General features: G+C 61.3%; 31 protein-coding genes and 1 pseudogene. 12 read left to right on the top strand and 20 right to left on the bottom strand.

The window, feature by feature from the left end; translation table 11 throughout:
* Positions 1–106 precede the first annotated feature (106 nt).
* A complete protein-coding gene (locus tag QM716_RS22425; RefSeq protein ID WP_283306326.1) occupies positions 107–1,255 on the top strand; it encodes a glutamate--cysteine ligase 2 in 1,149 nt (382 codons plus the stop codon).
* A 726-nt stretch (positions 1,256–1,981) separates the two neighbouring features.
* Positions 1,982–2,509 (top strand): CinA family protein, encoded by a 528-nt coding sequence (locus QM716_RS22420; RefSeq protein ID WP_283306325.1) that lies wholly within the window; start codon positions 1,982–1,984, stop codon positions 2,507–2,509.
* Positions 2,510–2,808: 299 nt separating this feature from the next.
* On the opposite strand, the gene QM716_RS22415 is transcribed toward QM716_RS22420, so the two are convergent.
* The gene (locus QM716_RS22415; protein WP_283306324.1) at positions 2,809–3,660 is read right to left on the bottom strand and encodes a PHP domain-containing protein; all 852 of its coding nucleotides are present in this window, start codon (positions 3,658–3,660) and stop codon (positions 2,809–2,811) included.
* A 37-nt stretch (positions 3,661–3,697) separates the two neighbouring features.
* Positions 3,698–4,396 carry a TetR/AcrR family transcriptional regulator gene (locus QM716_RS22410; protein WP_283306323.1) on the bottom strand — a complete coding sequence of 233 codons (699 nt, stop codon included), beginning with the start codon at positions 4,394–4,396 and terminating at the stop codon, positions 3,698–3,700.
* 219 nt (positions 4,397–4,615) lie between these two features.
* On the opposite strand from QM716_RS22410, the gene QM716_RS22405 reads away from it, so the two are divergent.
* The 3 genes from QM716_RS22405 to QM716_RS22395 all read left to right on the top strand — a co-directional run bounded on the left by QM716_RS22405 (position 4,616) and on the right by QM716_RS22395 (position 8,117).
* Positions 4,616–5,986, top strand: coding sequence for an MFS transporter (locus QM716_RS22405; RefSeq protein WP_283306322.1), 1,371 nt, complete (start codon positions 4,616–4,618; stop codon positions 5,984–5,986).
* Positions 5,987–6,000: 14 nt separating this feature from the next.
* Entirely contained in the window at positions 6,001–6,465 is a 465-nt protein-coding gene (locus QM716_RS22400; RefSeq protein ID WP_283306321.1) for a MaoC family dehydratase, read from the top strand.
* 98 nt (positions 6,466–6,563) lie between these two features.
* Positions 6,564–8,117: an AMP-binding protein gene (locus QM716_RS22395; RefSeq protein WP_283306320.1), complete on the top strand. Its 1,554-nt coding sequence runs from the start codon at positions 6,564–6,566 to the stop codon at positions 8,115–8,117.
* 7 nt (positions 8,118–8,124) lie between these two features.
* Here QM716_RS22395 and QM716_RS22390 read toward each other — a convergent pair whose 3' ends face one another.
* From QM716_RS22390 to QM716_RS22380, 3 genes are all read right to left on the bottom strand, one after another.
* Positions 8,125–8,487: a hypothetical protein gene (locus QM716_RS22390; protein ID WP_283306319.1), complete on the bottom strand. Its 363-nt coding sequence runs from the start codon at positions 8,485–8,487 to the stop codon at positions 8,125–8,127.
* A 101-nt stretch (positions 8,488–8,588) separates the two neighbouring features.
* Positions 8,589–9,008, bottom strand: a complete 420-nt coding sequence (locus QM716_RS22385; protein WP_283306318.1) for a hypothetical protein — start codon at positions 9,006–9,008, stop codon at positions 8,589–8,591.
* A gap of 68 nt (positions 9,009–9,076) precedes the next feature.
* Positions 9,077–9,802, bottom strand: coding sequence for a TetR/AcrR family transcriptional regulator (locus QM716_RS22380; RefSeq protein ID WP_283306317.1), 726 nt, complete (start codon positions 9,800–9,802; stop codon positions 9,077–9,079).
* 97 nt (positions 9,803–9,899) lie between these two features.
* Between QM716_RS22380 and QM716_RS22375 the strand changes: the two genes are divergently transcribed.
* A complete protein-coding gene (locus QM716_RS22375; RefSeq protein ID WP_283306316.1) occupies positions 9,900–10,277 on the top strand; it encodes a VOC family protein in 378 nt (125 codons plus the stop codon).
* 125 nt (positions 10,278–10,402) lie between these two features.
* On the opposite strand, the gene QM716_RS22370 is transcribed toward QM716_RS22375, so the two are convergent.
* From QM716_RS22370 to QM716_RS22355, 4 genes are all read right to left on the bottom strand, one after another.
* The gene (locus QM716_RS22370; protein WP_283306441.1) at positions 10,403–11,020 is read right to left on the bottom strand and encodes a DNA glycosylase AlkZ-like family protein; all 618 of its coding nucleotides are present in this window, start codon (positions 11,018–11,020) and stop codon (positions 10,403–10,405) included.
* Between the two features lie 58 nt (positions 11,021–11,078).
* On the bottom strand, positions 11,079–11,231 hold the full coding sequence (locus QM716_RS22365) for a hypothetical protein (RefSeq protein WP_283306315.1): 153 nt from the start codon (positions 11,229–11,231) through the stop codon (positions 11,079–11,081).
* Positions 11,231–11,761: a histidine phosphatase family protein gene (locus tag QM716_RS22360; RefSeq protein ID WP_283306314.1), complete on the bottom strand. Its 531-nt coding sequence runs from the start codon at positions 11,759–11,761 to the stop codon at positions 11,231–11,233. Before QM716_RS22360 ends, QM716_RS22365 begins: the two co-directional genes overlap by 1 nt.
* Before the next feature lie 124 nt (positions 11,762–11,885).
* Complete coding sequence (locus tag QM716_RS22355; RefSeq protein WP_283306313.1) at positions 11,886–13,301, bottom strand: FAD-binding oxidoreductase; 1,416 nt, start codon at positions 13,299–13,301, stop codon at positions 11,886–11,888.
* 141 nt (positions 13,302–13,442) lie between these two features.
* On the opposite strand from QM716_RS22355, the gene QM716_RS22350 reads away from it, so the two are divergent.
* Positions 13,443–14,342: a LysR family transcriptional regulator gene (locus QM716_RS22350; protein ID WP_283306312.1), complete on the top strand. Its 900-nt coding sequence runs from the start codon at positions 13,443–13,445 to the stop codon at positions 14,340–14,342.
* 22 nt (positions 14,343–14,364) lie between these two features.
* On the opposite strand, the gene QM716_RS22345 is transcribed toward QM716_RS22350, so the two are convergent.
* On the bottom strand, positions 14,365–15,444 hold the full coding sequence (locus QM716_RS22345) for a helix-turn-helix domain-containing protein (protein WP_283306311.1): 1,080 nt from the start codon (positions 15,442–15,444) through the stop codon (positions 14,365–14,367).
* Between the two features lie 9 nt (positions 15,445–15,453).
* Positions 15,454–16,425 carry an alpha/beta hydrolase gene (locus tag QM716_RS22340; protein WP_283306310.1) on the bottom strand — a complete coding sequence of 324 codons (972 nt, stop codon included), beginning with the start codon at positions 16,423–16,425 and terminating at the stop codon, positions 15,454–15,456.
* Between the two features lie 480 nt (positions 16,426–16,905).
* Here QM716_RS22340 and QM716_RS22335 point away from each other — a divergent pair, with 480 nt between their 5' ends.
* Both QM716_RS22335 and QM716_RS22330 read left to right on the top strand, forming a co-directional pair.
* Entirely contained in the window at positions 16,906–17,334 is a 429-nt protein-coding gene (locus tag QM716_RS22335; protein ID WP_283306309.1) for a YciI family protein, read from the top strand.
* 3 nt (positions 17,335–17,337) lie between these two features.
* Entirely contained in the window at positions 17,338–18,612 is a 1,275-nt protein-coding gene (locus QM716_RS22330) for an RNA polymerase sigma factor (protein WP_283306308.1), read from the top strand.
* Positions 18,613–18,657: 45 nt separating this feature from the next.
* Here QM716_RS22330 and QM716_RS22325 read toward each other — a convergent pair whose 3' ends face one another.
* Positions 18,658–19,071 carry a hypothetical protein gene (locus QM716_RS22325; RefSeq protein ID WP_283306307.1) on the bottom strand — a complete coding sequence of 138 codons (414 nt, stop codon included), beginning with the start codon at positions 19,069–19,071 and terminating at the stop codon, positions 18,658–18,660.
* Between the two features lie 154 nt (positions 19,072–19,225).
* Between QM716_RS22325 and QM716_RS22320 the strand changes: the two genes are divergently transcribed.
* Both QM716_RS22320 and QM716_RS22315 read left to right on the top strand, forming a co-directional pair.
* A complete protein-coding gene (locus QM716_RS22320) occupies positions 19,226–19,396 on the top strand; it encodes a hypothetical protein (RefSeq protein WP_283306306.1) in 171 nt (56 codons plus the stop codon).
* A 216-nt stretch (positions 19,397–19,612) separates the two neighbouring features.
* On the top strand, positions 19,613–20,311 hold the full coding sequence (locus QM716_RS22315; RefSeq protein ID WP_283306305.1) for a type 1 glutamine amidotransferase domain-containing protein: 699 nt from the start codon (positions 19,613–19,615) through the stop codon (positions 20,309–20,311).
* A 76-nt stretch (positions 20,312–20,387) separates the two neighbouring features.
* On the opposite strand, the gene QM716_RS22310 is transcribed toward QM716_RS22315, so the two are convergent.
* The 4 genes and pseudogenes from QM716_RS22310 to QM716_RS22300 form a co-directional block, all read right to left on the bottom strand.
* The gene (locus QM716_RS22310; RefSeq protein ID WP_283306304.1) at positions 20,388–21,686 is read right to left on the bottom strand and encodes an HNH endonuclease signature motif containing protein; all 1,299 of its coding nucleotides are present in this window, start codon (positions 21,684–21,686) and stop codon (positions 20,388–20,390) included.
* A 198-nt stretch (positions 21,687–21,884) separates the two neighbouring features.
* Positions 21,885–22,142 carry a hypothetical protein gene (locus QM716_RS22305; RefSeq protein ID WP_283306303.1) on the bottom strand — a complete coding sequence of 86 codons (258 nt, stop codon included), beginning with the start codon at positions 22,140–22,142 and terminating at the stop codon, positions 21,885–21,887.
* Between the two features lie 85 nt (positions 22,143–22,227).
* Positions 22,228–22,341: pseudogene (locus QM716_RS29285) on the bottom strand (alpha/beta fold hydrolase); the annotation flags it as partial.
* Positions 22,342–22,432: 91 nt separating this feature from the next.
* Positions 22,433–23,017 (bottom strand): TetR/AcrR family transcriptional regulator, encoded by a 585-nt coding sequence (locus tag QM716_RS22300; protein WP_283306302.1) that lies wholly within the window; start codon positions 23,015–23,017, stop codon positions 22,433–22,435.
* Between the two features lie 116 nt (positions 23,018–23,133).
* Between QM716_RS22300 and QM716_RS22295 the strand changes: the two genes are divergently transcribed.
* Positions 23,134–24,567 carry an amidase gene (locus QM716_RS22295; RefSeq protein ID WP_283306301.1) on the top strand — a complete coding sequence of 478 codons (1,434 nt, stop codon included), beginning with the start codon at positions 23,134–23,136 and terminating at the stop codon, positions 24,565–24,567.
* On the opposite strand, the gene QM716_RS22290 is transcribed toward QM716_RS22295, so the two are convergent.
* The 4 genes from QM716_RS22290 to QM716_RS22275 are packed head-to-tail and all read right to left on the bottom strand — an operon-like array spanning position 24,564 to position 26,539.
* Positions 24,564–25,202 (bottom strand): DUF5701 family protein, encoded by a 639-nt coding sequence (locus tag QM716_RS22290; RefSeq protein WP_283306300.1) that lies wholly within the window; start codon positions 25,200–25,202, stop codon positions 24,564–24,566. The genes QM716_RS22295 and QM716_RS22290 overlap by 4 nt on opposite strands.
* A 10-nt stretch (positions 25,203–25,212) precedes the next feature.
* Entirely contained in the window at positions 25,213–25,857 is a 645-nt protein-coding gene (locus tag QM716_RS22285) for a TetR/AcrR family transcriptional regulator (protein ID WP_283306299.1), read from the bottom strand.
* Positions 25,845–26,108: a hypothetical protein gene (locus tag QM716_RS22280; RefSeq protein WP_283306297.1), complete on the bottom strand. Its 264-nt coding sequence runs from the start codon at positions 26,106–26,108 to the stop codon at positions 25,845–25,847. The genes QM716_RS22285 and QM716_RS22280 overlap by 13 nt, the downstream gene beginning before the upstream one ends.
* On the bottom strand, positions 26,105–26,539 hold the full coding sequence (locus tag QM716_RS22275; protein ID WP_283306296.1) for a hypothetical protein: 435 nt from the start codon (positions 26,537–26,539) through the stop codon (positions 26,105–26,107). Before QM716_RS22275 ends, QM716_RS22280 begins: the two co-directional genes overlap by 4 nt.
* Between the last annotated feature and the right edge of the window lie 61 nt (positions 26,540–26,600).

Raw genomic sequence — 26,600 nt, 5'->3', positions numbered from 1 at the left:
ACCCGATCGGTGGGTGGGTGAAACCGGTCGAGTAGTGCCGAAAAGGCGGAGAAGGTCGTAGGCTCGAAGCACCGGATGTGGAGGAACACCGGTGCAAGGAAGTCCTATGAATACGAAGCCGACTCCCGACCTGTTCTCCGTAGGTACACCGACTCTCGGTGTGGAGGAAGAGTTCTTGCTCTGCGATCCGCAGACTGGGCATCCCAGTCTGCGTAACGTCGAAGTTGCGGCCGCCGGGCGAGAACTCGGTATCTCGCTGCAACTCGAACTCACACGCTGTCAGGTGGAGACGTCCACTTCGATCGGAAGTCATATTCGTGATCTTCGTGATCAACTCTGTGAATCTCGTGCCGTCACCGCCGACGCCGCTGCTCGCGTGGGTTGTCAACTCATCGCAGTCGGGACGCCGTTCTACGATCCGCCGGTCGACGAGATCACTCAGAAGTCGCGATATCAGCGAATGGCCGGTCAATTCGGTGTGATCACCGAAGGTGTGATGTGTGGATGCCACATTCATGTGGGTGTGGAAGATCGAGAACGATCGGTCCAGATCGTCAATCATCTGCGCCCATGGTTACCGACCTTGCTGGCGTTGACGGCGAACTCCCCGATCAGCGGCGGACGCGATACCGGCTATGCGAGTTGGCGTTACGTTCTGTTCGGCAGATGGCCCAGTTCGGGCCCGCCACCCTACTTCGAGTCCGTGGGGCACTACGAAGATGCTGTTGCAGCGATGCTGGAGACAGGGGTCATTCTCGATCCACACATGGTCTATTGGGACGTGCGCATGTCGGATCACCTTCCCACCGTGGAGATTCGGATCAGCGACGTGCCTGCCACCGTCGAGGAGACGCTGACTCTGGCCACGCTGGTACAGGCCCTTGTCGGCACCGCATCCGCCGCGATCACCAAAGGTGAGGCGGCGCCCGCTGTGGATCATGAGTTACTCCGGGCGGCTTGCTGGCGGGCGGCACGCGACGGACTCGACGGGAGGTCGCTGGACGTGCAATCCGTGCGTTTGCTGACCGCCCACCAGGCAGTTCGGCGATTGGTGGATCATGTCGAACCTGCTCTGACCGCATTCGGCGAGTTCGAGCAGGTCACGGCTTCCTTGGACAAGGTCTTCAGCAATGGAAACGGGGCGATCGTGCAGCGCCGTCAACTCGCGCGTCGGTCACGTGTGGCTGATGTGATCGACGAATGTGCCCGACGCACTTTCGAAGGGTGCAGTTCGCACGGGAGCAGTGAGATGTAGGCAACGGGGAGGCGTTGACTTCCAATTTTGTGCCGAGTTCACTGGAAATGAGGACTTGTCGACTCCCCCGTGCAGAAATCATCCCGTCTGTAGGTCGCGTCGCGAGTTGCATACTGGCGAAGGGTTGGTCATGAAAAACGAATCTGGCGAACGGGCGTCCGAAGAACCTCAGTCTGCGCGTGGAGCCCCGGGCTCCCGAGGCACGGGCTCGGATGAACCCGGAGGCGGTCCGGTAGATCGCCCTTCCGGCTCGTTCGACGACGAGGTGACGATCTCGGGGGTAGAAGGAACCGCGACAACTCCCGCCGAGCCCACCGCATCCGAACCGACTGTGCCGCCCTACGAGGGACGCCAGGAGGCCGCAAAGAAGTCGGCCTTCAAGGCGGCTGAGAGTTCTGGTGGACCGAATACGGGAGGGGCCGGCGAACCTGTCGTCGATTCTGAGTTCAAGGCACCACCGGCGGAAGAGACTCCCGGAGGACGAACTGCATCCCCTGCAGACGAGCAACCCGCCGCGGAGACGACTGAATCGGCTTCCAGCGAAAGCGGAGTGGGGCCGGCACATCAAACCGGCGTAGGGAGGAGCGAAGACAAGAAAACGTGATGATCTGACAGATCCATCGTGTTGCACGTTCACGGCGGTGCGTAGGACGTGCATTCCTGCTGCATCGATCATCTTGCTGCTTAGGCCAGCTTGTGTCGATCACACGGCCCGAGGGACAACATATGAACGACGATCCACGCCCCGCGCTTCCGTCGGACAAGGACCTCGACGCGCTGTGCAGTCGGCTGGCTACCTTGGTCGAAGAGCGCGGCCTCACAGTCGCCACGGCGGAATCGCTGACTGCCGGGAACATCGCCGCGCACCTGGGGAAGGCGCCGAACGCCGGATCGTGGTTTTGTGGTGGGATCGTCGCGTACACCCGAGCGGTCAAGCATTCCCTACTTCATGTTCCTGACGGGCCAGTGGTCTGCGAGGAGGCTGCCCGGGTCATGGCACACAGCACTGCCACGCTGATGGGTGCGACTTTGACGCTGGCCGTCACCGGCGAAGCCGGACCGGATACCCAGGAGAACGATCCACCCGGAACTGTCTGGTTCGGAGTCGTCGACCATGGGACCGCTGAAACGGAGAAGCGGGTTTTCTCCGGCGGCCCCGAAGCCGTCCTGGGAGCAACTGTCGAGCACGCGATCCAACTACTTCTGCGTCACGCATCCGGTCGTCACACACCGAGTTCGAGAGTTGTGAACTAGTCGAGTATTCAACTTTTCGAACGGTTCTTCTTGTGACGACCCGTATGTTTCGCGGGTGCCTGCGCGGTTGGAACCAGATGACCGGCGGCCGTATATTTCTCGACTACGAGGTTCTTGCTGACTCCCCGGTTGGCATCCACTGCGCAAGTGATTGCTTCCTTGTCGGAGTTGAAAGGTTCCTCCGTCGAAGAGCCGTCGGGCATCGTGATCTTGTACCGATCCATCCGTCGACTATTGCGGGTTGATCCGTCTCCGACAACCCGTGCTCACGGAAATATCGGCCTGGCGGATCATATAGATCAGCGAGTCCAATAGTCTTCGGGCCTTTTACCTGAACGGAATCCGTAGTGCTCGAGCATCGCTGTTGCTTCCGGGAAGTTGGCTGCCAGAGCTTCGGGCACATGGGCATCGCTTCCGAATGTCACCGCTTTGCCTCCCTCTGCGCTCCACCACTGGGGTATCCAGGGCCAGAGCCGACGCGTATTCATCTCAAGGGCCCGGCCGCTGTCGGCGATGGCGCGCATGGCATTTCGGAATCCGTCTTCGAATCGGTGGGGATCGAAAGGTCCGGCGCTTTCGGTCGGCCATGCGCGCACCGCGTAGTCGATGTGGGTGAACACTTCGAAGACGCGGGAACCCGCGACCATGCGCGGAATCTCTTCCAGGTACGCCCACATCACCTCGTCAGCGCCCCAAATTCGGAACAGAGTGTTCGGTTCACTCCGATCTTCGCCGACTTCGAGCGTGTGCAAGGAACCCAATACTCGGTCGATGCCGCCGAGATCGAGGAATTGCGCCGCTTGCGCTTCGTGCAGGTTCGGTTGTCCGAACTCGACTCCGGTGAGAATCTGCAATTCAGGAAAACGGTGTCGGCATCGGTCGATGCTGTCGAGATAGCCGTCGATGTCGAGGATCGGTGCGTGAAGGTAGCCGTCAGCGGTGAGGAGGTGGCGTTGGTGGGGCAGCAGGTCTGCGGCGGTTGTGCGCCAACGGTCGTCGAAGTCGAGATGCTCGGTGAACACCAACGCCGGCAATCCGATTGCTTCGGCACGCGCGCAAGTCTGTTGCATTCGCCCGGAAGCGTCGGACTGTGGTCCGCCGGTGTCCCACGACCACTCGCTGTGAACATGACTGTCCGCGGGTAGTTGCATGTTCAGTTCGTACCAGAGCCCGGGAGTTGTGGTGTGATTACAGTTCGGGCTGGCGTACGAAGTCGCTCTGTGCGTGGGTACCCCAAACTTCGGAGGACTGAGTCTCGGGTTCGCTGTCCAGCTTTCGAACGTCGTGAATGAATTCCACACCGTGCAGTTCGTCGGACGGAACCGACAGAAGCTTGCACGTGGTGCTGACGAAGAATCGCTGGACATCTTCCAGCTCGAGACGCCCACCGGGCCGGTACCAATGCGCGACCCCGGTGCACATCTCGAGTATCGCGAGTCGGCTCAATGCAAGATCTTCGATGTCGAAGGCACCCACGCGTTGGCCGCGTTCGAGGATCTGTCCGAAAAGAAGCTCGTACTCGTCGCGTAGCGTCTGCAACTCGATGCGGTTGTCGCCGGTCAACCCGCGCATCTCGTACTCGGCAACGCGGGCAGTCAGTTGGTTGACGGCGGTAATGCCGACGTGGGACGACACCAGGCCGGCGAGCTGGACTACGGGATCGGCGCTGCGGCGCATTGCCCGCTCTCCCGACTGCGTCAACTCGTCGAGGCACGACCGAATGATCGAAGCCAACAGAGACTCTTTGCTGCCGACGTAGTGGTAAAGCGTTGCCGAGTTGATGCCGGCTTCTGCTCCGAGTTCACGAATGCCGGTGGCGGCGAACCCTTTCGTCGCGAACAGCGTGACTGCCGCCCGTTGTACGCGCCCCAGGTCCATGATCCTCATTTCGGTTGGTTGCCCAATCATGCTAGCATCGCCGCCGAAATCGACTGGTCGCCAATCAATTGATTGATAGCTATCTGTGTACTGGTCAATTGCAATTCGATTCATCAATCGATCGATTGAAAAAAGCTTGACTGTGCCTTGGGTCACTGCATAGTGTCCTAGTCGAGCCTCCCTCTCGGTGCGCGAGCTAACAGGGCACTCCATACAAGGAGCAATGACATGAACGACGCGAATCCCCCATCTCCCGCAACTGTCGACAGGCCAGCCCTGCGGCGGGTGGCCGGATCAGTTCTGGTCGGCACCACGATCGAGTGGTACGACTTTCAGATCTACGGCGCCTCCGCAGCTTTGGTCTTTGCGCCGCTGTTCTTTTCGGGCGCAGATCCCGCACTCGCGACGATTCTCTCCTTCGCCACCTTTGCGGTCGGCTTCCTGGCGCGGCCGCTCGGTGGCGTTGTGATGGGCCACTTCGGGGACCGCATCGGACGCAAGAAGGTCTTGGTTCTTGCACTTCTTCTGATGGGAGCCGCGACGTTCCTGGTCGGCGTTCTTCCGACGTCCAACCAGATCGGTGTATGGGCTCCGATTCTTCTTGTATTGCTGAGGCTGATCCAAGGCTTCGGCGTCGGCGGTGAGTGGGGCGGCGCAGTTCTGACTGCTGTGGAATACGCACCGAAGAATCGCCGAGGCTTCTACGGCAGCATGCCGCAGGTCGGTGTGCCGGCCGGTCTTCTGCTGGCGACGGCCGTCATGTTCGGCACCAAGGCGCTCACCGGAGACCAATTCCTGGTGTGGGGGTGGAGAATTCCGTTCCTCTTGAGCATCGCGTTGGTCGCAGTCGGACTCTACATTCGCACCGCGTTGGAAGAGACTCCCGCATTCGCTCGCGTGAAGCAGCAGAACACCGCGGTCAAGATTCCGATGGTCGACGCGTTCAAGAACTATCCTCGTCAGATCATTCTTGCCGCAGGTTCGATGATCAGCACGGGCGCTTACTTCTACATCCTCAACACCTACAGCCTGACGTATGCCGACCAGTTCGATCTGCTGTCCGGAAACCTCATGCTCGGCGCGGTCATGGTGTCCGCACTCGTGGCGGTCATCTTCATTCCGATCTTCGGCCAGCTGTCCGAGAAATTCGGCCGACGCCGGATCCTGATGGTCGGCATCACCGGCATGGGTGTGTGGGTCTTTGTTGCCTTTGCCGCAATAGATACCGGCAACTTCTGGATCACCACCGGGGCACTGGCCGTCGGCGCCTTCATGCTCAGCATCTCCTACGGGCCGCAGGCGACGTTCATCGCTGAATTGTTCGACGCTCGGGTGCGGTACAGCGCAGCGTCCATCGCTTTTCAAATCGGTGTGCTCTTGGGTGGTGCAATCGCGCCGATGGTTGCTGCCATGTTGGTCCGCGCAACCGGCGGATCCTTTGCGGTCGCTGTGTATATCGCTTCCCTGTCGGTCATTTCGCTGATCAGCGTCTACTTCGTCCGTGACTCGGACCTCGACGAAGGAAGCCGCGACATGTACATCGATGACAACGGGGCCTATCTGCCGCCAGTCGATCAACGCTCCACGGTTGTCAACTAATAGAGGAAACCTCAATGATCACAAAGAGTTTCGAAGAGATCTCTGTCGGAGACATCGCGGTAACGGACCCGCGGGTCGTCACCGAAGATTATGTGCGAAGCTTCGCCGACCTCACTTGGGACCGTCATCCCCTTCACCTCGACCCCGACTATGCACAGCAAACGCGCTTCGGTCGCCAGATCGCCCACGGCGCTCTCATGCTGTCCACCTTGCTCGGCCTCGTGGAGTTGGATCCTCGTTACCTCCAGTGTTTCTACGGACTTGACCAAGTCAGGTTCCACCGGCCGACGTACCTGGGTGACTCGGTGCATGCGGTGTCGGAAGTGCTGTCGGTGTGCCCTCGCTCGGACGGTGAGACCGCGATCGTGACGTCCAAGGGCTCACTCGTCAACCAAGATGGAGACCTTGTCTTCTCGGGTGACTTCTCCTTCCTGGTAGGCGCGACGCATTCGCTCGGTCTCGAAGTGGGTGCTCAGTGAGCTCTGGGCCGCACTTGTCCTGGTGGCAGGACCTCGAGGCGGAACACTTCGAATGGTCTGTGCCAGAGCACTTCAACATCGCGCATGCATGTGTCGAGGTGCAGAATCCCGATGATCTAGCCCTCGTCGTAGACACCGGTGGACACTGGGCTCGGTACACATTCGGTGAAGTCGCCACGATAAGCCGAAAGTTCGCAACCGTGCTCGCGGATTTCGGCCTGACCTCAGGCGATCGCGTCGGTGTGATGGTCCCACAGGGAATCGAGGTTCTCGCGACTCATCTGGGCGCCTTCCGATCCGGAATGGTCACCGTTCCGCTCTCGGTCAAGTTCGGATCGGATGCATTGGTGCATCGAATGCGTGACTCCGGCGCGAAAGTTCTTGTGGTCGACAAGGACTGCTATGAAAGAGTCGCTGACGGAATCAATGAGATCCCGGGTCTCGAAGCCGTAGTCGTTGTCGGAAGGCTCGATCAGCCCTCCGAATCGACGCCCGTGCAAATCCTCGATTTCCACAGCCTCGTCGACGATGCCGCAGAAAGCACTGAACTGGCAGCCACGGGTCCCGATTCACATGCCATCATCATCTACACCTCGGGAACGACCGGGAATCCGAAAGGCGCCCTCCATGGGCACCGAATCCTTCTGGCGCACATGCCCGGTATGCGGACGGCATTCGACAATGCACCGCAGCGGGGAGACGTCTTCTGGACGCCCGCAGACTGGGCCTGGATCGGTGGTCTGTTCGACGTACTGTTTCCCGCACTTGCGTTGGGATGTCCCGTAGTTGCGACGCCCGACAAATTCACGCCGGCGCGTGCGGTCGAGATTCTGAGCCGTCACAAGGTGACGGGCGCCTTCATTCCGCCCACTGCGCTCAAGCAGATGCGAAGCATCGGCGTCGACAAGACTGCTGCGCGTGGTATTCAGTTGCGGGCATTGGGAACTGGTGGCGAGGCCCTCGGTGACGCACTGCAGGCATGGGTTACGAGCACGCTCGGCGTAGCTGCCAACGAGTTCTACGGGCAGACGGAAATGAATCTGACCATCGGCACGTCGCGGTCGAAGTGGAGTCCCGCCGGCGGCTCGATGGGTCGCGCTTTTCCTGGCTTCGAGGTCACCCTCCTCGATCCGTTCGGCGAGCCGGTCGAGGTAGGTCAGGTAGGTGAGATCTGTGTGAAGGCAGGCAATCCCGGACAGTTCCTCGGCTATTGGAACCAGCCGTCGAAGACCGATGAAAAGGTGTACGACGGTTGGATTCACACCGGTGATCTGGGGCGAACCGATGACGCCGGGAACTTCTGGTACCAGGGGCGCGCCGATGACGTCATTTCGTCCGCAGGGTACCGAATCGGCCCCGGAGAGATCGAAGAGTGCCTGCTTTCGCACGACGAGGTAGCCATGGCAGGTGTCATCGGTGTTCCGGATCCGTTGCGCGGCGAGGCTGTTCACGCTTTTGTCGTACTGTCCGATGGATCGAACTCCTCGGAAGAGCTCCGACAGGAGTTGCAGACCCACGTGAAAAGTCGCCTTGCTTTCTACCAGTACCCCAGGGAGATCACGTTCATCGACAGTTTGCCGCTCACCACTACTGGCAAGATCCTCCGACGTGAACTTCGAGCGTTGGCCAACGCCGCGAACGGGCTCGGCTAGCAGAGGGCTACATGTTGGGCAGGACCACCACGAAGAACCACCCGCTCAGTGCAAGACCGATGAATCCGGTGAAGAGGCCGACTATTGCGTCCCATGGCAGCTGGCGGGCATTCGAGCGCAGATGCCCGCCAAACCTCCTCGGGTGACGTCGGAGCGCAAAGATCCCTGTTGTAATCGCGCCGGCACCCAACAGGATGCCGAAGCCGAAAGCCCAGAACAGGAGCACCGACAGCGCACCGAGCATCTCCGATCTTTCACTCCAGCGCGCGACGAGCTGTGTTTCGGTCGGGGGAGGCCACTTGTGAGAAGGCGTCAGCGCTGCTCCGAAACGGCGGGTGTGGCGACGGATCGACTGGTCGCTGAGAAACATTTTTCACCACCGCAGGAGTTGAGTCGATGTGCTCGGTCGATGAGCCGTTGGTATCTACTCGTCTACCCCGTCTTGGCGGATGTATGCCCCTGAATTCAGGGCTAGGTGTTTGGCGCTTCTTCCCAGGCATTTCCGTTCCACATGATGGCGAGGGGGTATTCGTTGTTCACCCCGTTTTCCCAGTAGTCGATGATGCCGTCTCGCTCGGATTCGAGTTCGATCCAGCCGATGCTGAATCCCCCACGGAGAACGCGTTGAGCCCGTCGGTCGATGTTGTCCAGCGAACTGCAGAGCCCTCGGACTCGGGACTCGATCCAGTCCGCAGAGGGATCGAGGATGGTGATCTCCAAGATGCTCGCGTCGCTCAGCGGAATCTCGATCAGAAGCTCGCCGGAACCTCGTACCTCTCGGGTCGATCGATTCTCGTAGGCGTGCAACAGCTCTCGTGGCTCGAACAACGAGGGGTCGCCACCAGACCGTCGAGACCAACCGAAGCGCGGCACGGACATATTCTCGCCCACGAATCGCAAGAATGTCATTCGATGTGAGCTAGTCATTCGATGTGAACTAGTCATTCGATGTGAACAAGTCATTCGATGTGAACAAGGCCCTCCAGGGCGTCCAGGACCCGATCCAGTCCGAACTCCCACGCCGCCTCGGGGCTGTACGGGGTGTTCTTGGCTTCGCCGGCCGCGCCGCCGACTCGCTGCGCCAATGGGAAGTCGTCGTCGAGGTAAGCGGCCAGACGCTGGTTCCAGGAGGACCACACCTCGGCCATGTCGGCTGCTCGAGGGTCAGGGCGCCGCGCTTGCGCCGAGGATCGGGCGAAGTCGGCTACGAATGTCAGGGCGGAGTCCCGGTCGATGTCGGTCAGTCCCGTGCCGTCGAAGGCATGTAGTTCGTGGTCGTATTTCGCGATGGTTCCCGGACCCAACGCGGCGCGTTGGTCGGTGATGTCGAGGAGCCACCAATGCTCTGCATAGTGGGCAAGTTCTTCCTCGGCGACCCGGCGCACACGTTGGCGCCAGGTCATGTTTCCGTACGGCAGGCGTGGGCCGTTTCCATGTACGGCGTCGACCATGAGCACCAGCAGATCGTCGCGGGATCCGACGTGGGTGTACAGCGCCATTCCCGAGATGCGGAGGTCGGTGGCGAGGCGACGCACGGTCACGGCGTCGAGCCCCTCGGCATCGGCGAGGGCGAGCGCAGCGTCGACCGCCTGCGAGGTCGTGACCTTCGCACGCGGGCCTCGGGCGCCACCCTTCGGCGCGAGGGGGTGATCGCGCCAGAGTAGGTCGATCAGTTCGCGTGCCATCAGTCATCTCCAAGAATCGGGAATACCTCAACCGTGGTATACCTTATACAGTGCATACGTTATGCACTGCACAAGGTTTATGATCATGGAGGCCACGATGAAAATCACCAGCACTGCTCTGTCCTTGAACGTTGCCGACACCGACGCGTCGGCCCGCTTCGCGAAAACCTATTTCGGCTTCACCGAGGCCATGGCCGACGACGGCTTCGTTTCCCTGAATCATCCCGATGCGGGGGTCAACGTGGTCTTCCTGCGCACCGGCCTCGGGACGTTCAAGCCCGACTTCGTCGCAGGTCCAGCCGGGCAGGGCATGCTCATTGCATTCGTGGTCGATGATCTCGACGCCGAGTTCTCCCGCATCGCCGCCGAAGGCGCTTCCGTCGTCACCGAACCGGAGACCGAACCGTGGGGCGAGCGTTACTGCCAGTTCGTCGACCCCAACGGAATCGTGTGGCAACTCGTCCAGTGGATGTGAAGAACCCGAGTGCTCGGCTCGGCGGCGCGCGGCACCGAACGTAACCGAAGGGCGCGTTCGACGGACTGGGCTTGGATCTGGCAATCGGGATCTGACTCGATCGGGGCTCGCGACCCTCACTGTGGTCACCGGACCCTCGTGCCGGCGGAAGGTTTCAGAACTTCTTGCTTCATCGCCGGCGAGACGTAACCGGTGCCGATCTTGACGCCGCCCAGCCACTCGGTGAGGCGCGCTGACTCGGCGTCGAGAGAACGTCGCGCAGACGCCGGCACGGTCTCGAGCAATCGAACGTGCACCACACCGGCCTCGTCTTGGATCCAGCAACCTACGACGCGACCATCGACCCATGCGGTGGTGCCGGCGTTACCGCGGTTATCGAAGAGTTGGTTGCGGTGTGGACCGAGATAGAAGCCGCGGTCCTTCCATCCCATGATCGTCGGGTCGAGCACTGGTAAGAGCGCCACCCAGGGACCCGGATCGGAGACTTCGGCGACACCATCCGGTAGCAACCAACCGGTGCCGCCGCCGCCGAGTGAGACTGCAACGGCATCGAGTTCGGCGAGAGCGGCCCGGACGACCGTCTTCGTCGAGCCCAGCCACCAGACGATGTCGTCTTCCGTCCCAGGTCCGAAGGTGTAGAGCCAGCGTCGGACTATTTCTCGGTATCCGTCCCCGGGTTCGAGGTCGGCGGATTCGAGGTCGGCGCGGCCGTCGTCGAGCCAGTGTCGAGCGAGAGTCCACAGTGGGCGTGAGATGGGGAAGCGGCCGGTGTTGGTGCGCGCATGATGTCTGCGGTCGCCCCTAGCAAGACAGATAGACCGTCGCTGACTCGGTGGCGTGAAGCACCGTCATCGCCCGAGTCGCAGCTTCCGGAGAATCGACGCGGAACGAGGGAGCCAGCGCATGCCGTACGCCGATGCGTGCACGGCGTTCGTCGTCGGAGACATGGCGCATCAGGCCATCGTGCCACAGTCCAGGTGCGAGGTATCGGCTAGTTGCGCGAGAGTTCGATTGCGCCAGTAGTCGTCGTGTCGGAGATGAGTGATGGCCCCCGGCGTGGTCGCGAAGGTTGCAAAGCCGCCCGCTTCGGCAGGAAGCTGCAGCCAGGCCGAGACGACGAATGTGTGTGCAAAGCCGTGTGTTACGACGATGTGATCGTGATCGAGATCGTTCATCAGTTCGCGAATGCATTCGCCGACCCTCGATGCGATTTCTCGGCGAGTCTCGGCGCCGGCAACGGGGCCACGGTGATCGAGGCGGTTGTTGTCGGGAGCCGGCACCTGGCGCTGGGCGAGCCACGAGTTCGGGCGTCCTTCGGCTTCTCCGAAGCTGATTTCGCGCAATCGTGAATCCGTTGTCACCGGAGTGTCGAGTGTCCGGGCGATGATCGTGGATGTCTCGGCGCAACGATAGAGGTCGGACGAGGTGATGCGGATCGGGCGCGAAGTTCCTGTGCGTCGTCGCTTCAGCGCTTCGGCGATCATTCTGCATCGCGCCGACCGGCAGGGGTGAGAATCGAATTGTGCCAACCGCCGACTACGTCCTGCGCTGTGTGTTCGGCATGAGGATGAGTGACGACGTAAAGATCCTGCACGAGACCCCTTTTGCTTACTCGACCTTTTTCGGCAACAGTATTCCAGGATTGAGGATTCCATGCGGGTCCCAGGACGATTTGATCAACTGCATCGCGGCGATGTCGGTCTTCGTGCGCCCCAGCGTTATCCACGGAGACTTCGCGCGACCTATCCCGTGCTCGGCGCTGATGCTTCCATGGTGGACGGCGACGAGTTGGAACACCGTATCGGTCAGTTCGTGTGCGACCCCCGGATCGGCGTCCAGGAGGTTCACGTGAATGTTTCCGTCGGCGAAGTGCCCGAACAAGATTGGCCGCACGAGGGGGAATCGCTCGGCCAGTGCCTCTCGAAGGCTCTCGATGAACATGCCCATCACGGACAAGGGCACGGAGATGTCGAGCTTTACAACCGGTGTCGTCGACGAAGCGCTGATGCTTTCGGTGTGGCTCTCCCGCAGGGTCCACAGTTTTCGAGCGGGTCCGGGCTCGACCGTCGCGTCCTCGATGAGATCGGCAGAGGCGGAGAGAACTTCGAGGAGTGACTCTTCCGTCTCGCGCGGTGACGAAACCTCGATGAGTGTGTACATCGGTGAAGGGGCGCCGAACGGACGACGGGCATCGGTGTGTGCGCAGACGAGGTCGATGCCGTCGTCAGTCATGATTTCGGCGGCTTCGACGGTCAATCCGCTCTGGCGCACGCGATTACACAGATGCAACGCTTGATCGACGTCGCTTACACCGGCGAGTACGACCTGGGTGTCGGTCGCGGGGGTGACCAGCTTCATCAGGACTTTGGTGATGACGGCAAGGGTTCCCTCGCTACCGGCAAGGAGGCCTGGAATGTCGTATCCGACATTGTCTTTGACGAGTGGCGTCCATCTGCTCAAGACGGAACCGTCTGCGAGCACAGCCTCGATACCGAGTATCTGTGCCCGCGTATTTCCGTATCGGACCATGCGCGTACCACCGGCGTTGGTAGCGACGATGCCGCCGAGTGTCGCGGATTCCTTTGATGCCAAATCGATTCCGAACCGAAGGCCGTGTGCAGATGCGGCCAGGTCGGCGCGAGCAACGGTCACGCCGGCGCCGGCTGCGATTGTCCGGCCGATGGGATCGACGGATTCGATCGTCTCCAAACGCCTGGTACTCAGCACCACGGACCCGGCCGAGGCGATTCCGCCACCGACCAGTCCGGTGTTGCCGCCTTGGGGCGTCACAGGTACCCCCGCGTCGAAGCATGCTCGAAGGACGGCAGATACTTCGGCAGTGTTACCAGGACGGATGACCGCGATCGCGTCGCCGATCCAACGTCCCGTCCAGTCGCGCGTGTAGCCCTCGATCAGTTCGGGATCGGTGAGGACATGCGTTTCGCCGACGATCCCCGCGATGGCGTCGAGGAGCCTCGCGTCCGCTCCAGGTTCGCGCGGTTCGACGAGTGTTCGGGGGTTCATGTGCAACCTTGTGATCGTTCGGGTGACAATTCTTCGGGGGAGAAGCGGTAGAGCATCGTGAACACGATCCTCCGACCTCAGGTGATCCCCTGTCCAAGACCAAGTAGTGACACCACCATCTGTTCTTCTTATAATCGCCGTATGAACCTGCAGCGCGCCCGCTATCTGATCGCTCTGTCGGATCATGGCAGCTTCACTCGCGCCGCCGCCAACGTCCACGTAGCGCAATCGGCACTCAGTCAGCAGATCAAGGTTCTCGAGCGCGAACTCGGCGTGCCTTTGGTGGATCGTCGGGGTCCGCAGTTCACCTTCACCGACGCCGGCCGAGTGGCGGTACGAGAGGCGCGCTTTTTGCTCGGGTGTGCGGAGCGGGCGGTCGAGCGAGTTCGATTGGCTGCACGCGGCGTGGATGGAGAACTGCGCATCGCGTACACCCGCTCGTGGGCAGGCGGTGCAGTCGCGGATCTGGTCAGCACGTATCGAAAGCTGTACCCGGGCGTCGAAGTTGTCGTCCATCGTGGCACTTCGGCGCAGACAGTCGACCTCGTCCGGAATGGAGCCGTGGACATCGCCGTCGTCCGCCCGCCACTCGATAACGGCGATCGTGAACTTCCCCTGATCGTCCTCGTCACCGAACCCATCCTGGTCGCGGTTCCCGTAGATCATCCGTTCGGGGGTCGAGCGACACTCGAACTGGGAGATTTGGTGGACGTTCCCGTTGTGTTCTGGCCCGAGGCCAATGCGCCCGGAATGTATTCTCGCACGCTCGAACAGCTTTGGCCGAACAGCACTCCCAATATCGTTCGATTCGAAGCTGACGACGAGCAGGTCCTACATGCCGTATCGGACGGCGTGGGAATTGCGCCGATCCCGCAGGGTCGGGCACGGATGCTCCGCATCCCAGGTATCCATCTGTGCGAGATCGCCGGTGAGCAACCAACTCTCGATGTTGCTGTCACCTATCGCCCGGATAATCCGAATCCAGCACTTGCGCCGTTCGTTGCGCTGGCTGAACGGGAAAGATCGTCGACTACTGCGTAGTGCCTGTGATGCTGGGTGGGAGCTATCCGCCGTCGAGAACCAGCATCATCGCCGTTGCGCGCGCTCGATTCTCGATGGTGTCGACGTGGAATCCGACGTGCTGGGACAGCTTTGCCAATCGGTGCGCGACGCTGCTGTGGTGGAGGTGCATGGAATCGGCTGCGGCCCTCAATGTTCCGGATTGAAGGTATGCCCTCAAGGTTTCGAGTAATTCGAATCCCTGTTTGGAATCGCCGATCGCTTTGGCAAGAACTAGATCCGGTATCCGCGAGTGATCGATGTGCGATCCCGGTGCCAGGAGGTTGAGTGCGCCGAGATCGTCGGCGTTCACGATCGGTGTTGTTGCTGACGCCTGTGCACGAGCGAATCGTGCAGTGCTGAGTATCATGTTCACTTCGGAAGCGGAAGTAGCCAAAGATATTCCGGCGCGAATGGATGACGACAGTGCTGCCTCGGCCAGCTCGGTTGTCGGTGCGAACGAACCCGTCACGAGATTCAGATACTCGCCATCAGCTTCTATCCCAGCGGCTCTGCCGGGTGTGCAATCTGGCGAAAAAACAAGGCGTGCAGTGCCGAGGGCCGTATCTGAGACTGCCTTGGTTGCCATTACACGGACTGGGGTATGGGGTTCGATACCGAGACCGGCACAGGAGGTGAGCACCGCGAGTTCATCCATCGGGAACAACAGATTTCGAGTGTGCTCGGCTTCGGTAGGCAAGCGTCGGGGTTGCAGGATTATCGCTGCGGTCAGGGCCATCCGGTCGACGAGCATTTCGTCGAGCGGCAAGTGGGCACCAGGGCGCTCGATCCACACTTTCCCGAGAACATCGTCGTCGACGGTGATGTCTCTGGACATGCTCGGTGGGAGCTGGGGTTCGGGGGACCATCGGCCGCGTGGGTCACAACGGCGCCTACTCTTCTTGCTTCTGCCGTGTTCGATGATCTCGATGCCCACGATGCAGTCCGCCAACTGCGCGCTCGCCCGAAGCAAGGATGCGGTGTCGGAGCCGTGCCGCACGAGGGCGTCGAAGTAATCGATGACGCGTACCAGGCCTGCCGAGTCTGCATCGAGCTCGGCAAGCCGGTACATCAGTCCTTGCATCTCGCAACGCTACGAGACTGGCGACAGCGAACGCAACCCTCTCCGGAGCGCAGTGAGGGCTTCGGCGGCACCTCTTTCGCTGACAGCTGCGGTCGCGACTAGTGCCGACCCGTGAAAGGTTCCGGGGAAGGAGTGCAATTCGACGCTGACTCCCGCTTGCAGCAGTCGAAGGGCGTATTCGATTCCTTCGTCGCGGAGCGGGTCGAGCTCCATGGTGGACAGGTAGGTCGGTGGCAGACCTGTGAGGTCGGTAGCCCGGGATGGCGCAGCGTAAATGGAGACGTCAGGATCCTCGGGACCTGAATACGACTCGCCGAGATAGTACTTCCACGACAGGATGGCGTTGGGGCGGTGCCACAACGGTGTGTCGACGAAGTTCGTCATCGAGACCGTCGCCAGACGGTCGTCGAGTTCAGGGATTTCGAGGAATTGGAATGCCACGGGCACAACGGCCTCGTCGCGGGCTTTGAGTACAGTGCCTGCGGCCAGTCCGCCGCCTGCGCTCTGCCCGCCGACTGCGATGCGGCTGGGATCGACACCCAGTTCCTCGGCGTGCGCGTGGATGTACGTGAGTGCGGCGTAGCAGTCGTTGATCGGCCCCGGAAAGGGGGTTTCGGGGGCGAGGCGGTACTCCACGTTGGCAACGGCGAATCCGAGTTCGCGCGCTACCTCGACGCAAAGTGGATCGCTGGACTCTGCGGTGCCGATTGCGAATCCGCCGCCATGGATCCAGAGCACAACGGGGACAGGGCCGGTGGTGTTGTCCGGAGTGAAGAAGCGAATCGTGACCTCCGGATCGCCGTCCAGGCCAGGAGCGGATAGTTCACGAAGCGCGACGCCGTCGAATGACAGGTCGGCCAGCATGGTGCCGACCAGAGCGTCGTAGGTTGCCCGCGCGTTGGGGAGGTCCGAGAAGTCAACCTTCGGGAGCATGGTGAGTGCTGCGGCGAGTTCGGGGTCGAGATTGGGAAATGTTGTCATGCACTCATCATCGAGCCTGAATGTGGCCTACGTCACCAGCGGTCTGTAGGAAATCAAAGAGTCTTCTCCGACGCCCGTCGGATCTCCCCAGGATGACGCCGGTGGACAGAGTACATCTCGGGGTGGATTCGGGCGATTCGAAAAATGGGGCACGGATAGGTCGGCGGCCCCGCAGGTTTTCGCTGGTCAGCCGATTCTGCAGTCGCAACCCGAGTTCGCGGAGGAGTACCTAGTCGGTTACGGGTCGGTGTATTTCTACGGGAGCACTGACGCGACTGGCCTCGTTCGTGAAGTTGTGCCGGGATTTCTCGACTTCTGACCTGCCCGACGACCCGTCTGCCGATAGCGTGAGCAGCGCATCCAGGCCGGCGGTTTTGTCCTCGGAAAAAAACTTTCGGAAGTTTGTCGATCGGTGAGTGCGCCGTTCGACGTGTAGGCAGAGGGGCCGAACGGAACGGCCCACAAACGAAGGAGATTCTCATGAAGTACATGCTGATCATGCGTTCCACCGACGCGGCCATCGAAGCATCCAAGGACATGGACTTCGACGAGATCATCGCCGCGATGGGCCAGTACAACGAATCCCTGATCAAGGCCGGTGTCCTTCTGGCCGGTGAGGGACTGGCCATGGAGGAGGGATTCATCGTCGATTTCGAGTCCGATCCTCCGCTGGTTTCCGACGGCCCGTACGGGGAGACGAAGGAGTTGTTCTCGGGATTCTGGATCATTCAGACGTCCACCAAGGATGAAGCCTTGGAATGGGCAAAGCGCTGCCCGTTGGGTCCGGGAAGCAAGCTCGAGGTGCGCCGGGTGAGTGAGATGTCGGACTTCGATCAGGACAACGAGTACATCCAGAAGGAAGCCGGCTGGCGCGAAGAGCTCGGCACCGATCGCCCGGTCGCAGGCTGAACCATGTCCGACGAGGCGGTGCGAGAAGCAACGAGAGCGGCTGTCGACGCGGTCTGGCGTATCGAATCCGCAAAGATCGTCGCCACGTTGACTCGCACCGTCGGCGATCTTGATCTTGCCGAGGACCTGGCTGCGCAGGCTCTGCTCGAAGCCGTCGAGCAGTGGCCTGCCACCGGGGTCCCGCGAAATCCAGCTGCCTGGCTGACGTCTGTTGCGACACGACGGGCAATTGACGGGTGGCGACGACGCGAGAGGTTGGACGAACGCTACGCCCACTTCGCGCGTGAACTCGAGAACGACGCTTCGCGCTTCGATGACGTCAGCTGGGATCCGGATCGGATCGACGACGACGTCCTTCGGCTGATATTCATTGCCTGCCACCCTGTATTGAATCGAAAAGCGCAGGTAGCCTTGACACTTCGGGTAGTCGGCGGGTTGACTACGGAAGAAATCGCCAAAGCGTTCCTGACGCCGACCGCGACAGTGCAGCAGCGGATCGTACGCGCGAAGAAGACATTGACCGCCTCGAAAGCGGTATTCGAAGTTCCAGGGCGAGAAGAGTTTTCGAGAAGGTTGGGCTCCGTACTCGGAGTGTTGTACTTGGTGTTCAACGAAGGCTATGCAGCCAGCTCTGGGGACGAGTGGATGCGCGCGGATCTGAGTGCTGAAGCGCTGCGGCTGGCTCGGATACTGGCCGAACTGGTCCCGGGGGAATCCGAGGTGCACGGCCTCGTCGCGTTGATGGAACTGACAGCGTCGCGATTCGGTGCCAGGACAACTTCGACGGGTGAACCCATCCTGCTTGCGGACCAGGACCGGACTCGGTGGGATCGCCTTCAGATCGCACGGGGGTTTGCCGCGCTGCAGCGGGCTGACGCAGTCGGGCGTGGACGCGGTCCGTACGGTTTGCAGGCCGCGATAGCCGAATGTCACGCGCGAGCAGCAACTTTCGATGACACCGATTGGAAGAAGATCGTCATTCTCTACGAGGCTTTGGCGCAACTGGCGCCTTCGCCCGTGGTCGACCTCAATCATGCGGCGGCCGTATCCATGGCATACGGTCCTGCCCCTGCGCTCGAATTCGTCGACAAGCTTGTCGCTTCAGGTGAACTGGCCGGCTACCACCTGCTTCCGAGCGTTCGGGGTGAGTTGCTCAGTCAGCTCGGCCGATCCAAGGAAGCTCGAACCGAACTCCTCGAAGCAGTCCGGCTGGCTGGGAATGAGCGTGAGCGCGCAGTGCTGGTCGCGAAAGCAGATGCGCTTCTGCCGGATCAGTAGTCACGCGATCAGTAGTCACGCGATCAGTGGTTACGCGATTTGTAGTCAGGGCTGAGTCGGGTCGTCATTCGGCACCATGGGCGGTATTCCGACTCCGTATGGGTCGAGCATGTCCGATACGCGACGACCCCACCGTTCATGCGCGGACTGTCGGGTCATTCCGGCTGCGCGGCCGATGGTTGTCCACGTTGCGCCGAATCTACGCAGGCTCATGACGCTTGCCGTCGAATCGATGCCCGCGGCAAGCTGGATCCGGAAACATGCCAACTGCCAAGCGATCTGACGCTGCGCCGGGATATCGGTGTCTTGTTCCGCCTCCCATTCGGGGCTGCCAGGCAGGGGATCCGTACCGACAATTTTGTCCGCCTGAGCGCCGGCCTCGGCGATCGCGGCGTTGGCCGTCGCAATAGCGGCAGTATCGATCTTTGCGGTCAGGGCGTGCTCGATCAGGTCTTCCATGAGAAGTTCTCCTTTCGTCAGGACTAGCCTGACAGTTTGAATCAAATGTTGTCAAGACTTACCTGACGGAGTTCTGATTTGAGTAATGCACGATCTATTTGTGTATTATCTAAATGGTTTCCGGTTCTGTTGGCCGACGTCGAAGGGGTTGCTGGTGAAAATCGTGGTTCTGTCATTCCTGATGGCGCTGACCTTGATGACGGTCGGGATCATCGCCGCGCGCAACCGCAGCACTCGACCTGCCGTGACCGGGGCAGTTACTGCGGCGTCGACGGTTCTTGCTGCCGCCTGGACACTTTTTGCCGTGGCCTTCGTCTTGGCCTGATCGCGCTGCTTGACCCAGATGCTCGAGCTGGCAAGTGGGTATGACGGGTTGCATGCCCCGTTGGTGAGAAGTCGCACTGGAACCGGCGATGCGGAATTCCCTCCCGATGAGTGCGTTTCATCCAAGGGAGTGTTCTCCGGGGTTTCGTGTCTCCGGGTTCCTGACTACGAGGGTTCCTGACTACGAGGGTTCCTGACTACGACGAAAGGTTGCGCGATGACAAAGCTGTTGTTTGCAGTTACTTCTGCAGATCACTGGACGCTGAAGGACGGAACGGCCCACCCGACCGGGTACTGGGCGGAAGAACTGGTCGAGGCGCATCGCGTTTTCGTCGACGCCGGCTACGACATCGTGATCGCGACGCCTGGCGGTAAAGCCCCCGTTGTGGACGAGGGAAGCCTGGCGCCCGAGGTCAACGGCGGGCAAGAAGGCGCTGAGCGTATGCGCAAGTACATCGCCGATCTGCAGCCGGTGCTCGATTCGCCGGAGATTCTCGAGAACGCCGATGCCGCCGACTACGACGTGGTTTTTGTACCGGGTGGACATGGACCGATGGAGGATCTTGCGGTGTCGGCATCCTTCGGCGAGCTTCTCGTGAACTTTTTGGGCGCGGACAAGGTGGTCTCGGCGGTCTGTCACGCACCGGCGGCACTCCTGCCGGCCCAGAGATCCGATGGGAGCTGGCTGTTCGACGGCTACCAATTGACCTCGTTCACCAACGAAGAGGAGACGCAGGCTGGTCTGGCGGACAAGGCTCCGTGGTTGCTCGAAACTCGACTACGCGAGTTGGGTGGCAAATTCTCGAAGGCGGATGCCTGGTCGCCTTATGTCGTGGTGGACCGCAAGCTCTACACCGGTCAGAACCCGGCGTCGTCGAAGCCACTCGCCGAGCGGATCGTCGCCGACTTGGGCTGAGCATGCCTTCTGGCACCGCATCGAGATCTCCTCGATGCGGTGCTGGGCCGTGTTCTGTTGTGCCTGAGGTTCGTTCTCAGGTTTTGAATGTGGTGTTCGCCGGTCGCGGGTGCTGCTGCGGGTCGATCGAGGGCGGCGGGATGAACCAGGGTTTGTTGTCGGCGCCGATCCGGATCGCCCATTTTCCGGCGAACCCGGATGTGCGGTGCATCAACCGGTGATGCGAACGGCACAGCAGGACCAGGTTGTTCATGACCGTCGGACCACCGTTGGCCCAGTGCCGAATATGGTGCGCGTCCGTCCAGGCCGGTACGCATGTGCAGCCGGGGAAGGCGCAGCCTTTGTCGCGGGCGATCAGGGCGACGCGTTGTTCGGCGGTGACCAATCGTTTTCCGGGTTTCGCATCCAAGGGTGCGCCGTGATCGTCGAGCAAGACGGTCGAGAGGAAACAGTCGCACCCCAACAACCTCGTCTGTGAGACCGACAGCGGTCCCAGCCACGGCATGTGTCCGACATCGAGATCCGGTAGAGGCGCTCCACCATCAGACGGTGTTGCGGCGCAGTCGCGATGCTCGGCGAGGCCCCGGGCGTTGATGTGCACGTTCACGTGCGGGCGTTGGCCTCCGTCGGTACCGGTCTTGGCGCAGTCCAGATAGCGGCGGATCAGTTCGGTGAACCCGTCCGCCGTCCGGTTCGCCGCCGACCGTGCGTCGGGGGTTCCGTCGGGCGCCGGGGTCGGCATCGTCAGATTCGACAACGCGGAGAGCAGCATTTCGCCGGTGAGGGCGTCGAAATCGCCTCGCACCACCACCCGGCCATTGAGCGTCGAGGCGATACGGAGCTCGTTGCGGTCCACGTCTTCGGCGGGCGGAATCTCATCCGATTCGAACACTCGCTCCAAGGTCGCGATCACGTGCCGTACCTTCGTCGTCGTCGCTTCCACCCCCGACGCAGCCGCGAGCAGCAGGTCGATACAGCGAGGTAACGCCTCCTCTGGCATCCCCTTCGGCGGGGACTCACAAAACGCCACGATCAGCACGGCGTGATCGAACGAGCAATCCCCGCAATCAAAACTCGCTGCCACCGCCGGAAACGGCCGTAGCGCCGCGCCCAGGGCGGCGATCTTCTTCCCGTCCCGAACCTGCAGCATCGTGTTGCCTGCCAACCACGCACCGACACCGCGGCTGGCAATCACCTGATCATCGGGACGCATCGAGAGTTCGTCCACCACCGCCACCCGCACCGCTTCCAGACGAAGAATCTCCGCACTCGCCGACACCGCAGCCGCACGCAACTCGGCAGCAGACAACTGCCACAACCGTCCGCGCAACCCCACCGCAGAACCAGACACCACGTCCGACAACAAGACACTCATTGAAATCCCCCGATCCCCTCCCCAAATCATACTCGAACATGCGTTCGAGTCAAGGGAAATTATGCGAGGCACGGATCAGCGGAGTGGGGTCCGCGACCACGAACAGATGACCGCCCCGTCGACCTCTTCGAAGCGAGGGCCGGGGATCAACAAGCGCGCCCAGCGGGCGACTTCTATAGGTACGTTCCCATCCTCGTTTCATGCAGGAAACCGTTGGTGCCGAGATGGATTGGGAAGACCTGGCACCTCGTGGCGATACCGAGCCAAGTCTACAACCGCTGCGTATCCGCCCTGCACGATCCCTTCGGGTGAATCCAATTGGAGGGCGGGGCGATGCGACTCGTCGGTCATGAAGGCCTGATCGGCGGCCGGCCAGATCGAGACGGAGTCGCTGCGTAGCTTCGAGAACACTCCCGTTCCCGCGAGCGCATAACCACCGCCTCCGAAGAAGCCCATCAGTGTGGCCGAGTCCCGACTCGAGGTGATCGATGAGGGTGGCGTAGTCGTCGTCCCAGGAATGAAATCCCTTGTCCATGTGAGGATCTGTGCGTCCGAAGCCCGGGCGATCGGGGACTATCAGCCGTATGTCGGCCGTCGCAGTCGCGTTGTCGAGCGAGAGACCCTCGTATCGGCTGCCAGGTGATCCGTGGACCACCACTACCGGGCGGCCAGTCGGATCACCTACTCGCAGAACGTGATACGACGACCCGAGGCGTCACGAATTTCGGTTGTCGTCACGCTGCTCGTCATGTTGTGCTTCCTCGCTGCGCGATCGACGCCACACCGTCCAGGATGAGGGCGACTCCGAATTCGAATCTTCGGGCGGGATCGTGATGAAGTGCGAAGACCGACGCCTCGCGTCGATCAGCGGGTGCGCTGTCGAAAGCTCCGCGTCCCAATTGAATTGCGACGTGTCCGGTCGCAAAATCATGCAGGGCGCCGTACGCGTACGTGGCCTGTTCGTCCTCGAGTCCGGCGCGAGAAAGGGCACTCACGACACGGTGCGCGGTGTCGTCGGCACCGGGTGCTTCCAGTGATGCCTGTCGATGGGCTTCCAGGACCAGGGGATGGCGCATCAGGAGATCGTGAAGGCCGTAAGCGAACGTGCGGGCAACCTCTCGCCAGTCGGTCGGCCAGTCGATCGACGAGACGGCTTCTCCTACGAGAGTGGAGATCAGGTCTCGCCTCAAGGCGTCGATGCCGCCGGTTGTTCGGTGGACGGACATCGGCGATATGCCGAGTCGCTCGGCGAGTACTCGAAATGACACCGCATCCAGGCCGTCCGTATCGGCGATCTCTGCCGCGGCATCAAGAATCTGTCTGTGACTCAATGCTTTTGGTCGACCTGCCCTTGCAGAGCCGGCGGATTCGGATACCATGCTGACAACAATAGCGATACGCGTATCGAAATTACAAGTGTCTATTGACCTACAAGGAGTGCTGCCCGATGACTGATCTCCATCAACTGTCCGCCGTCGACCTTGCCGGCGTGATCGCCGCCAAGCAGGTCTCGATTCCCGAGGTCACCAGGTACTTCATCGACCGTGCGACTACTTCCGACGACGTCGGCGCATTCACGACTATTGCCGGAGCGCATGCGGTTGCACTTGCCGAACAAGCCCAGCGCAGGTTGGACGAGCGGGGCGCCGGGCCGCTTCCGCGCCTTTTCGGAGTTCCGACGGCAATCAAGGATCTCGACGCTACTCGCGGCATCCGCACGACCTTCGGATCGGCTCTCTTTCGCGACTTCGTGCCGGACGCCGACGACGAAATCGTCGAGGCGATCCGCGAGGGTGGTCTGATCGACATCGGTAAGACGACGGTCCCCGAGTTCGGGGCGGCGTGTTACACCGAGCCGGAAGTTGCTCCGCCCGCTCGCAGTCCGTTCGATCGCACACGAAGTGCGGCCGGCAGCAGTGGTGGCGCGGCGGCCGCCGTCGGCGCTGGTCTGGTGCCGTTTGCTCAGGGAAGTGACACGGCGGGGTCGTTGCGTTCTCCGGCAAGTGCGTGCGGTGTGGTGGGCCTCAAGCCGAGCCGCGGTTTGATCACGATGGGCGTGGCAGGGCACGACAATTTCGGCTTTGCAAGCAAGGGGCCGATCGCCCGGACGGTCCGCGATACCGCTGCGCTGCTGGATATTCTGGCGACGCGACCTGGCGCAGGGACTATCCACCCGCCTCGGCCGAAGTCGTTCGAAGAGTTCGTCGTACAGGCTGGGGGAGTGCAAGCTCGCCCCTTGACAGTCGCTCTTGCTCACGGGTCGGTCTCCGGCGGAGTCGTGGATCCGCAGCTCTCGGATGCAGTATCGAAGGTTGGTTCTGTACTGGAGGGTCTGGGACACAACGTGTTCGAGCGACCTCAAGCCCGCGATGACGTCTTCGTTGATGCTTTCATCAAAATGTTCTCATCCTTGGCCGGCACCAAGCCGATCCCGGAAGAGTACGAACACCTTCTCCGTCCGATAGTGCAGCACTTGCGAGTTCAAGCAAGCGAGGTGCCGTCCGGCGATCTGGCAGCGGCGATCGGTGTGGTGCAGGCATGGGCGAGGCGATGGAGCCTCGACTACGCCGACGCCGATCTTGTTGTCACCCCGACGGTGACCAAGCCGCCGATGGCGATCGGGGAGCTACGTAACGACGAAGATCCCGCGACCGAACTGATCGACATGGTCGCATTCACCGGAAACACCATCGTCGCCAACGCAACTGGATTCCCGTCGATCAGCTTGCCGCTCGGTTGGACGGAAGACGGTATTCCGCTCGGCGTGATGATCTCGGCGAAATGGGGTTGTGACGCGGAATTGCTCTCTGCCGCTGCAATGCTGGAGGACGCGATGCCGTGGAAGGATCGGTACCGATTCGACCGCGCAACCGTGCTCTAGTTCGGGAGCGGTGCCCGGTCGCTCGCCGATGCAAAGCCCAACCACGTGTGTCGGTTACCCCACCAACACCACCCGATTTTCGGAGCGTTGCGGTTGTCTTTGCCGTCCCGACCGGTTCCGTTGCTGATCCACACGGCGGGAGTTCTGGTGTCGAAAGATCCGTCAGGCTTACGTAATCGGGAACCGATGGTCATGAAGCACTTTCCGCGTTCGAGTATGTCGGGACGCTGCAACAACCAGTGGATGCCTTCGGTAAGCGTCAGCGGCGTACGTTCTGCGTCGACGATTGCGGGCAGCGCCTCGTCCGGGCTCCAATTGGACAGGTGGTCCCCGCGGTCGACTCCACCGAGCAGATGCAAAGCGCTTTCGGGCAGCGTTGCCTGCTCGGTGGGGGCGAACAGATCAACATCCTCCATGTCGACGACAACGAATCCGCGTTTGTTCTTGTGCTCGAGCAGTGGAGTCAGAACTGAAGCTGGAGCGAGTTTTTCGTGCACGGTAAGCAGTCCCGCATCACCTTGTCCGGCTGCGGCGGCCGCCCTGACGTCGCTGGCAGAAAGTCCGGCCATCTCGTGTATACCGAGTTCGATCAATCGCTCGGCCTGCTGATCGATGGGCGGGAGGTCGAAGTGCATACCTGTGATCCTACCTATCGTGAGCAGGCTGATCGGTGGGATCGGCGGCAAGGGAAGTCGGCCATGAGACGCCCAACGCGCGCATGATGAACGGAACGGTGGTCGCCACGACGGCGTCCACTCGGTCGCCGGCCATGAGCATCGGGCGCCGGCTTTCCACGCAAGCGAGGATAAGTTGCGCGGACGCGGCAGCATCGGAATCGACAAAGACACCGGCGTCGATACCTTCCCGGACGAGTTGTTCGACCAGAACCGACAGCGGGACAATACGTTCGAGAAAGCGTTCGCGATCCTGCGCGGACAACAATTCGACCAACGCGATTCCCGTGAATCGCTGCAGCGAGAACTCGACGAGCGTCAGTTTGACGAGGATTTCGATTCGGTCGACAGGATTCTCGCGATCCGCGAGTTCACGCTCGGCCAGGAGTAGGAATCTATCCATCTCGCGGGTGGACCAGGCGAGCAGTAAAGCAGATTTGTCGGGGAAGTAGTTGTACACCGCTGTCCGCGAGACGCCGGCCGCCTGGGCCACAGTCTGCAGCTTCACGTTTTGCCAGCCCTGCTCGTGAAGTTCGCGAATGAACGCGTCCAGCATGGCTTCTCGGGTGGCGACCTTGTGTTCTGCGGTTGTCGCGCCACCGGTCAGCTTCGGCATGGTCGATCCCCCTGGGTCTGATTCACGGTCACGGGGAGGTCGAAGAGATCCGCAACAAGGCGTGGATCACCTTGCCACATCGAGACCGGTACGAGCATCATCTTCTGCGCGATCGAGCGTACGGATCGGCAGACTTCCTGCTCTTCGGCGGGGGTGAGCGTCGTGCGTTTGCGCAATCGCCCCATCTCCGCGGCAGTCAGATCAGTGATCCATTCTTCGGCTGCAAGCGAGAGGGGCGAATCCGGTGTCACGACCGATCCAACTCGGCACTGGAGAACCGCGAAGTCATCACGGACAACATGATGACGGCGACGACCGAGACGGCGTGCGCCGCCGCCAGCCAGAGCGACTCGGGTGCATGTTTGTGGAGGGTCGGCGCCATCAGCATGGCCATGAGGAGGGCGAGACCCGACAACATCGCGGGACTGTCGGGTCGGCCGACAAGCAGGGCGACCAGAAGAACGAGCGCGACGACGCTGCAGAGCACATCTGCGGGCGGGTACGTGGCCGGAACGATTCCGCGGACAGTGTCGGTGAAGTTCAGCCCGATGGACGCCAATTGCGCGAGACCTGTCGCGCCGGCCAACCAGGCCGTCCACCGCAGTCCGTGGAGACCGACTTTCCGAGTCCCGGTCAGGGGCGCTTCCGGAGATCCGCATGCTGCGGACGACGGTGTTGTCACGGGCTTTCTCCTTTTTATGACGAGGTGTCGTCATAACGTATCAGCGCATGAAAAGTGGGTT

It is taken from the genome of Rhodococcus sp. IEGM 1409 (genome assembly GCF_030056735.1).
In the GTDB taxonomy this organism is placed as follows: Bacteria; Actinomycetota; Actinomycetes; order Mycobacteriales; family Mycobacteriaceae; genus Rhodococcus_F.
This window is presented reverse-complemented; position numbering and strand designations above follow the sequence as displayed.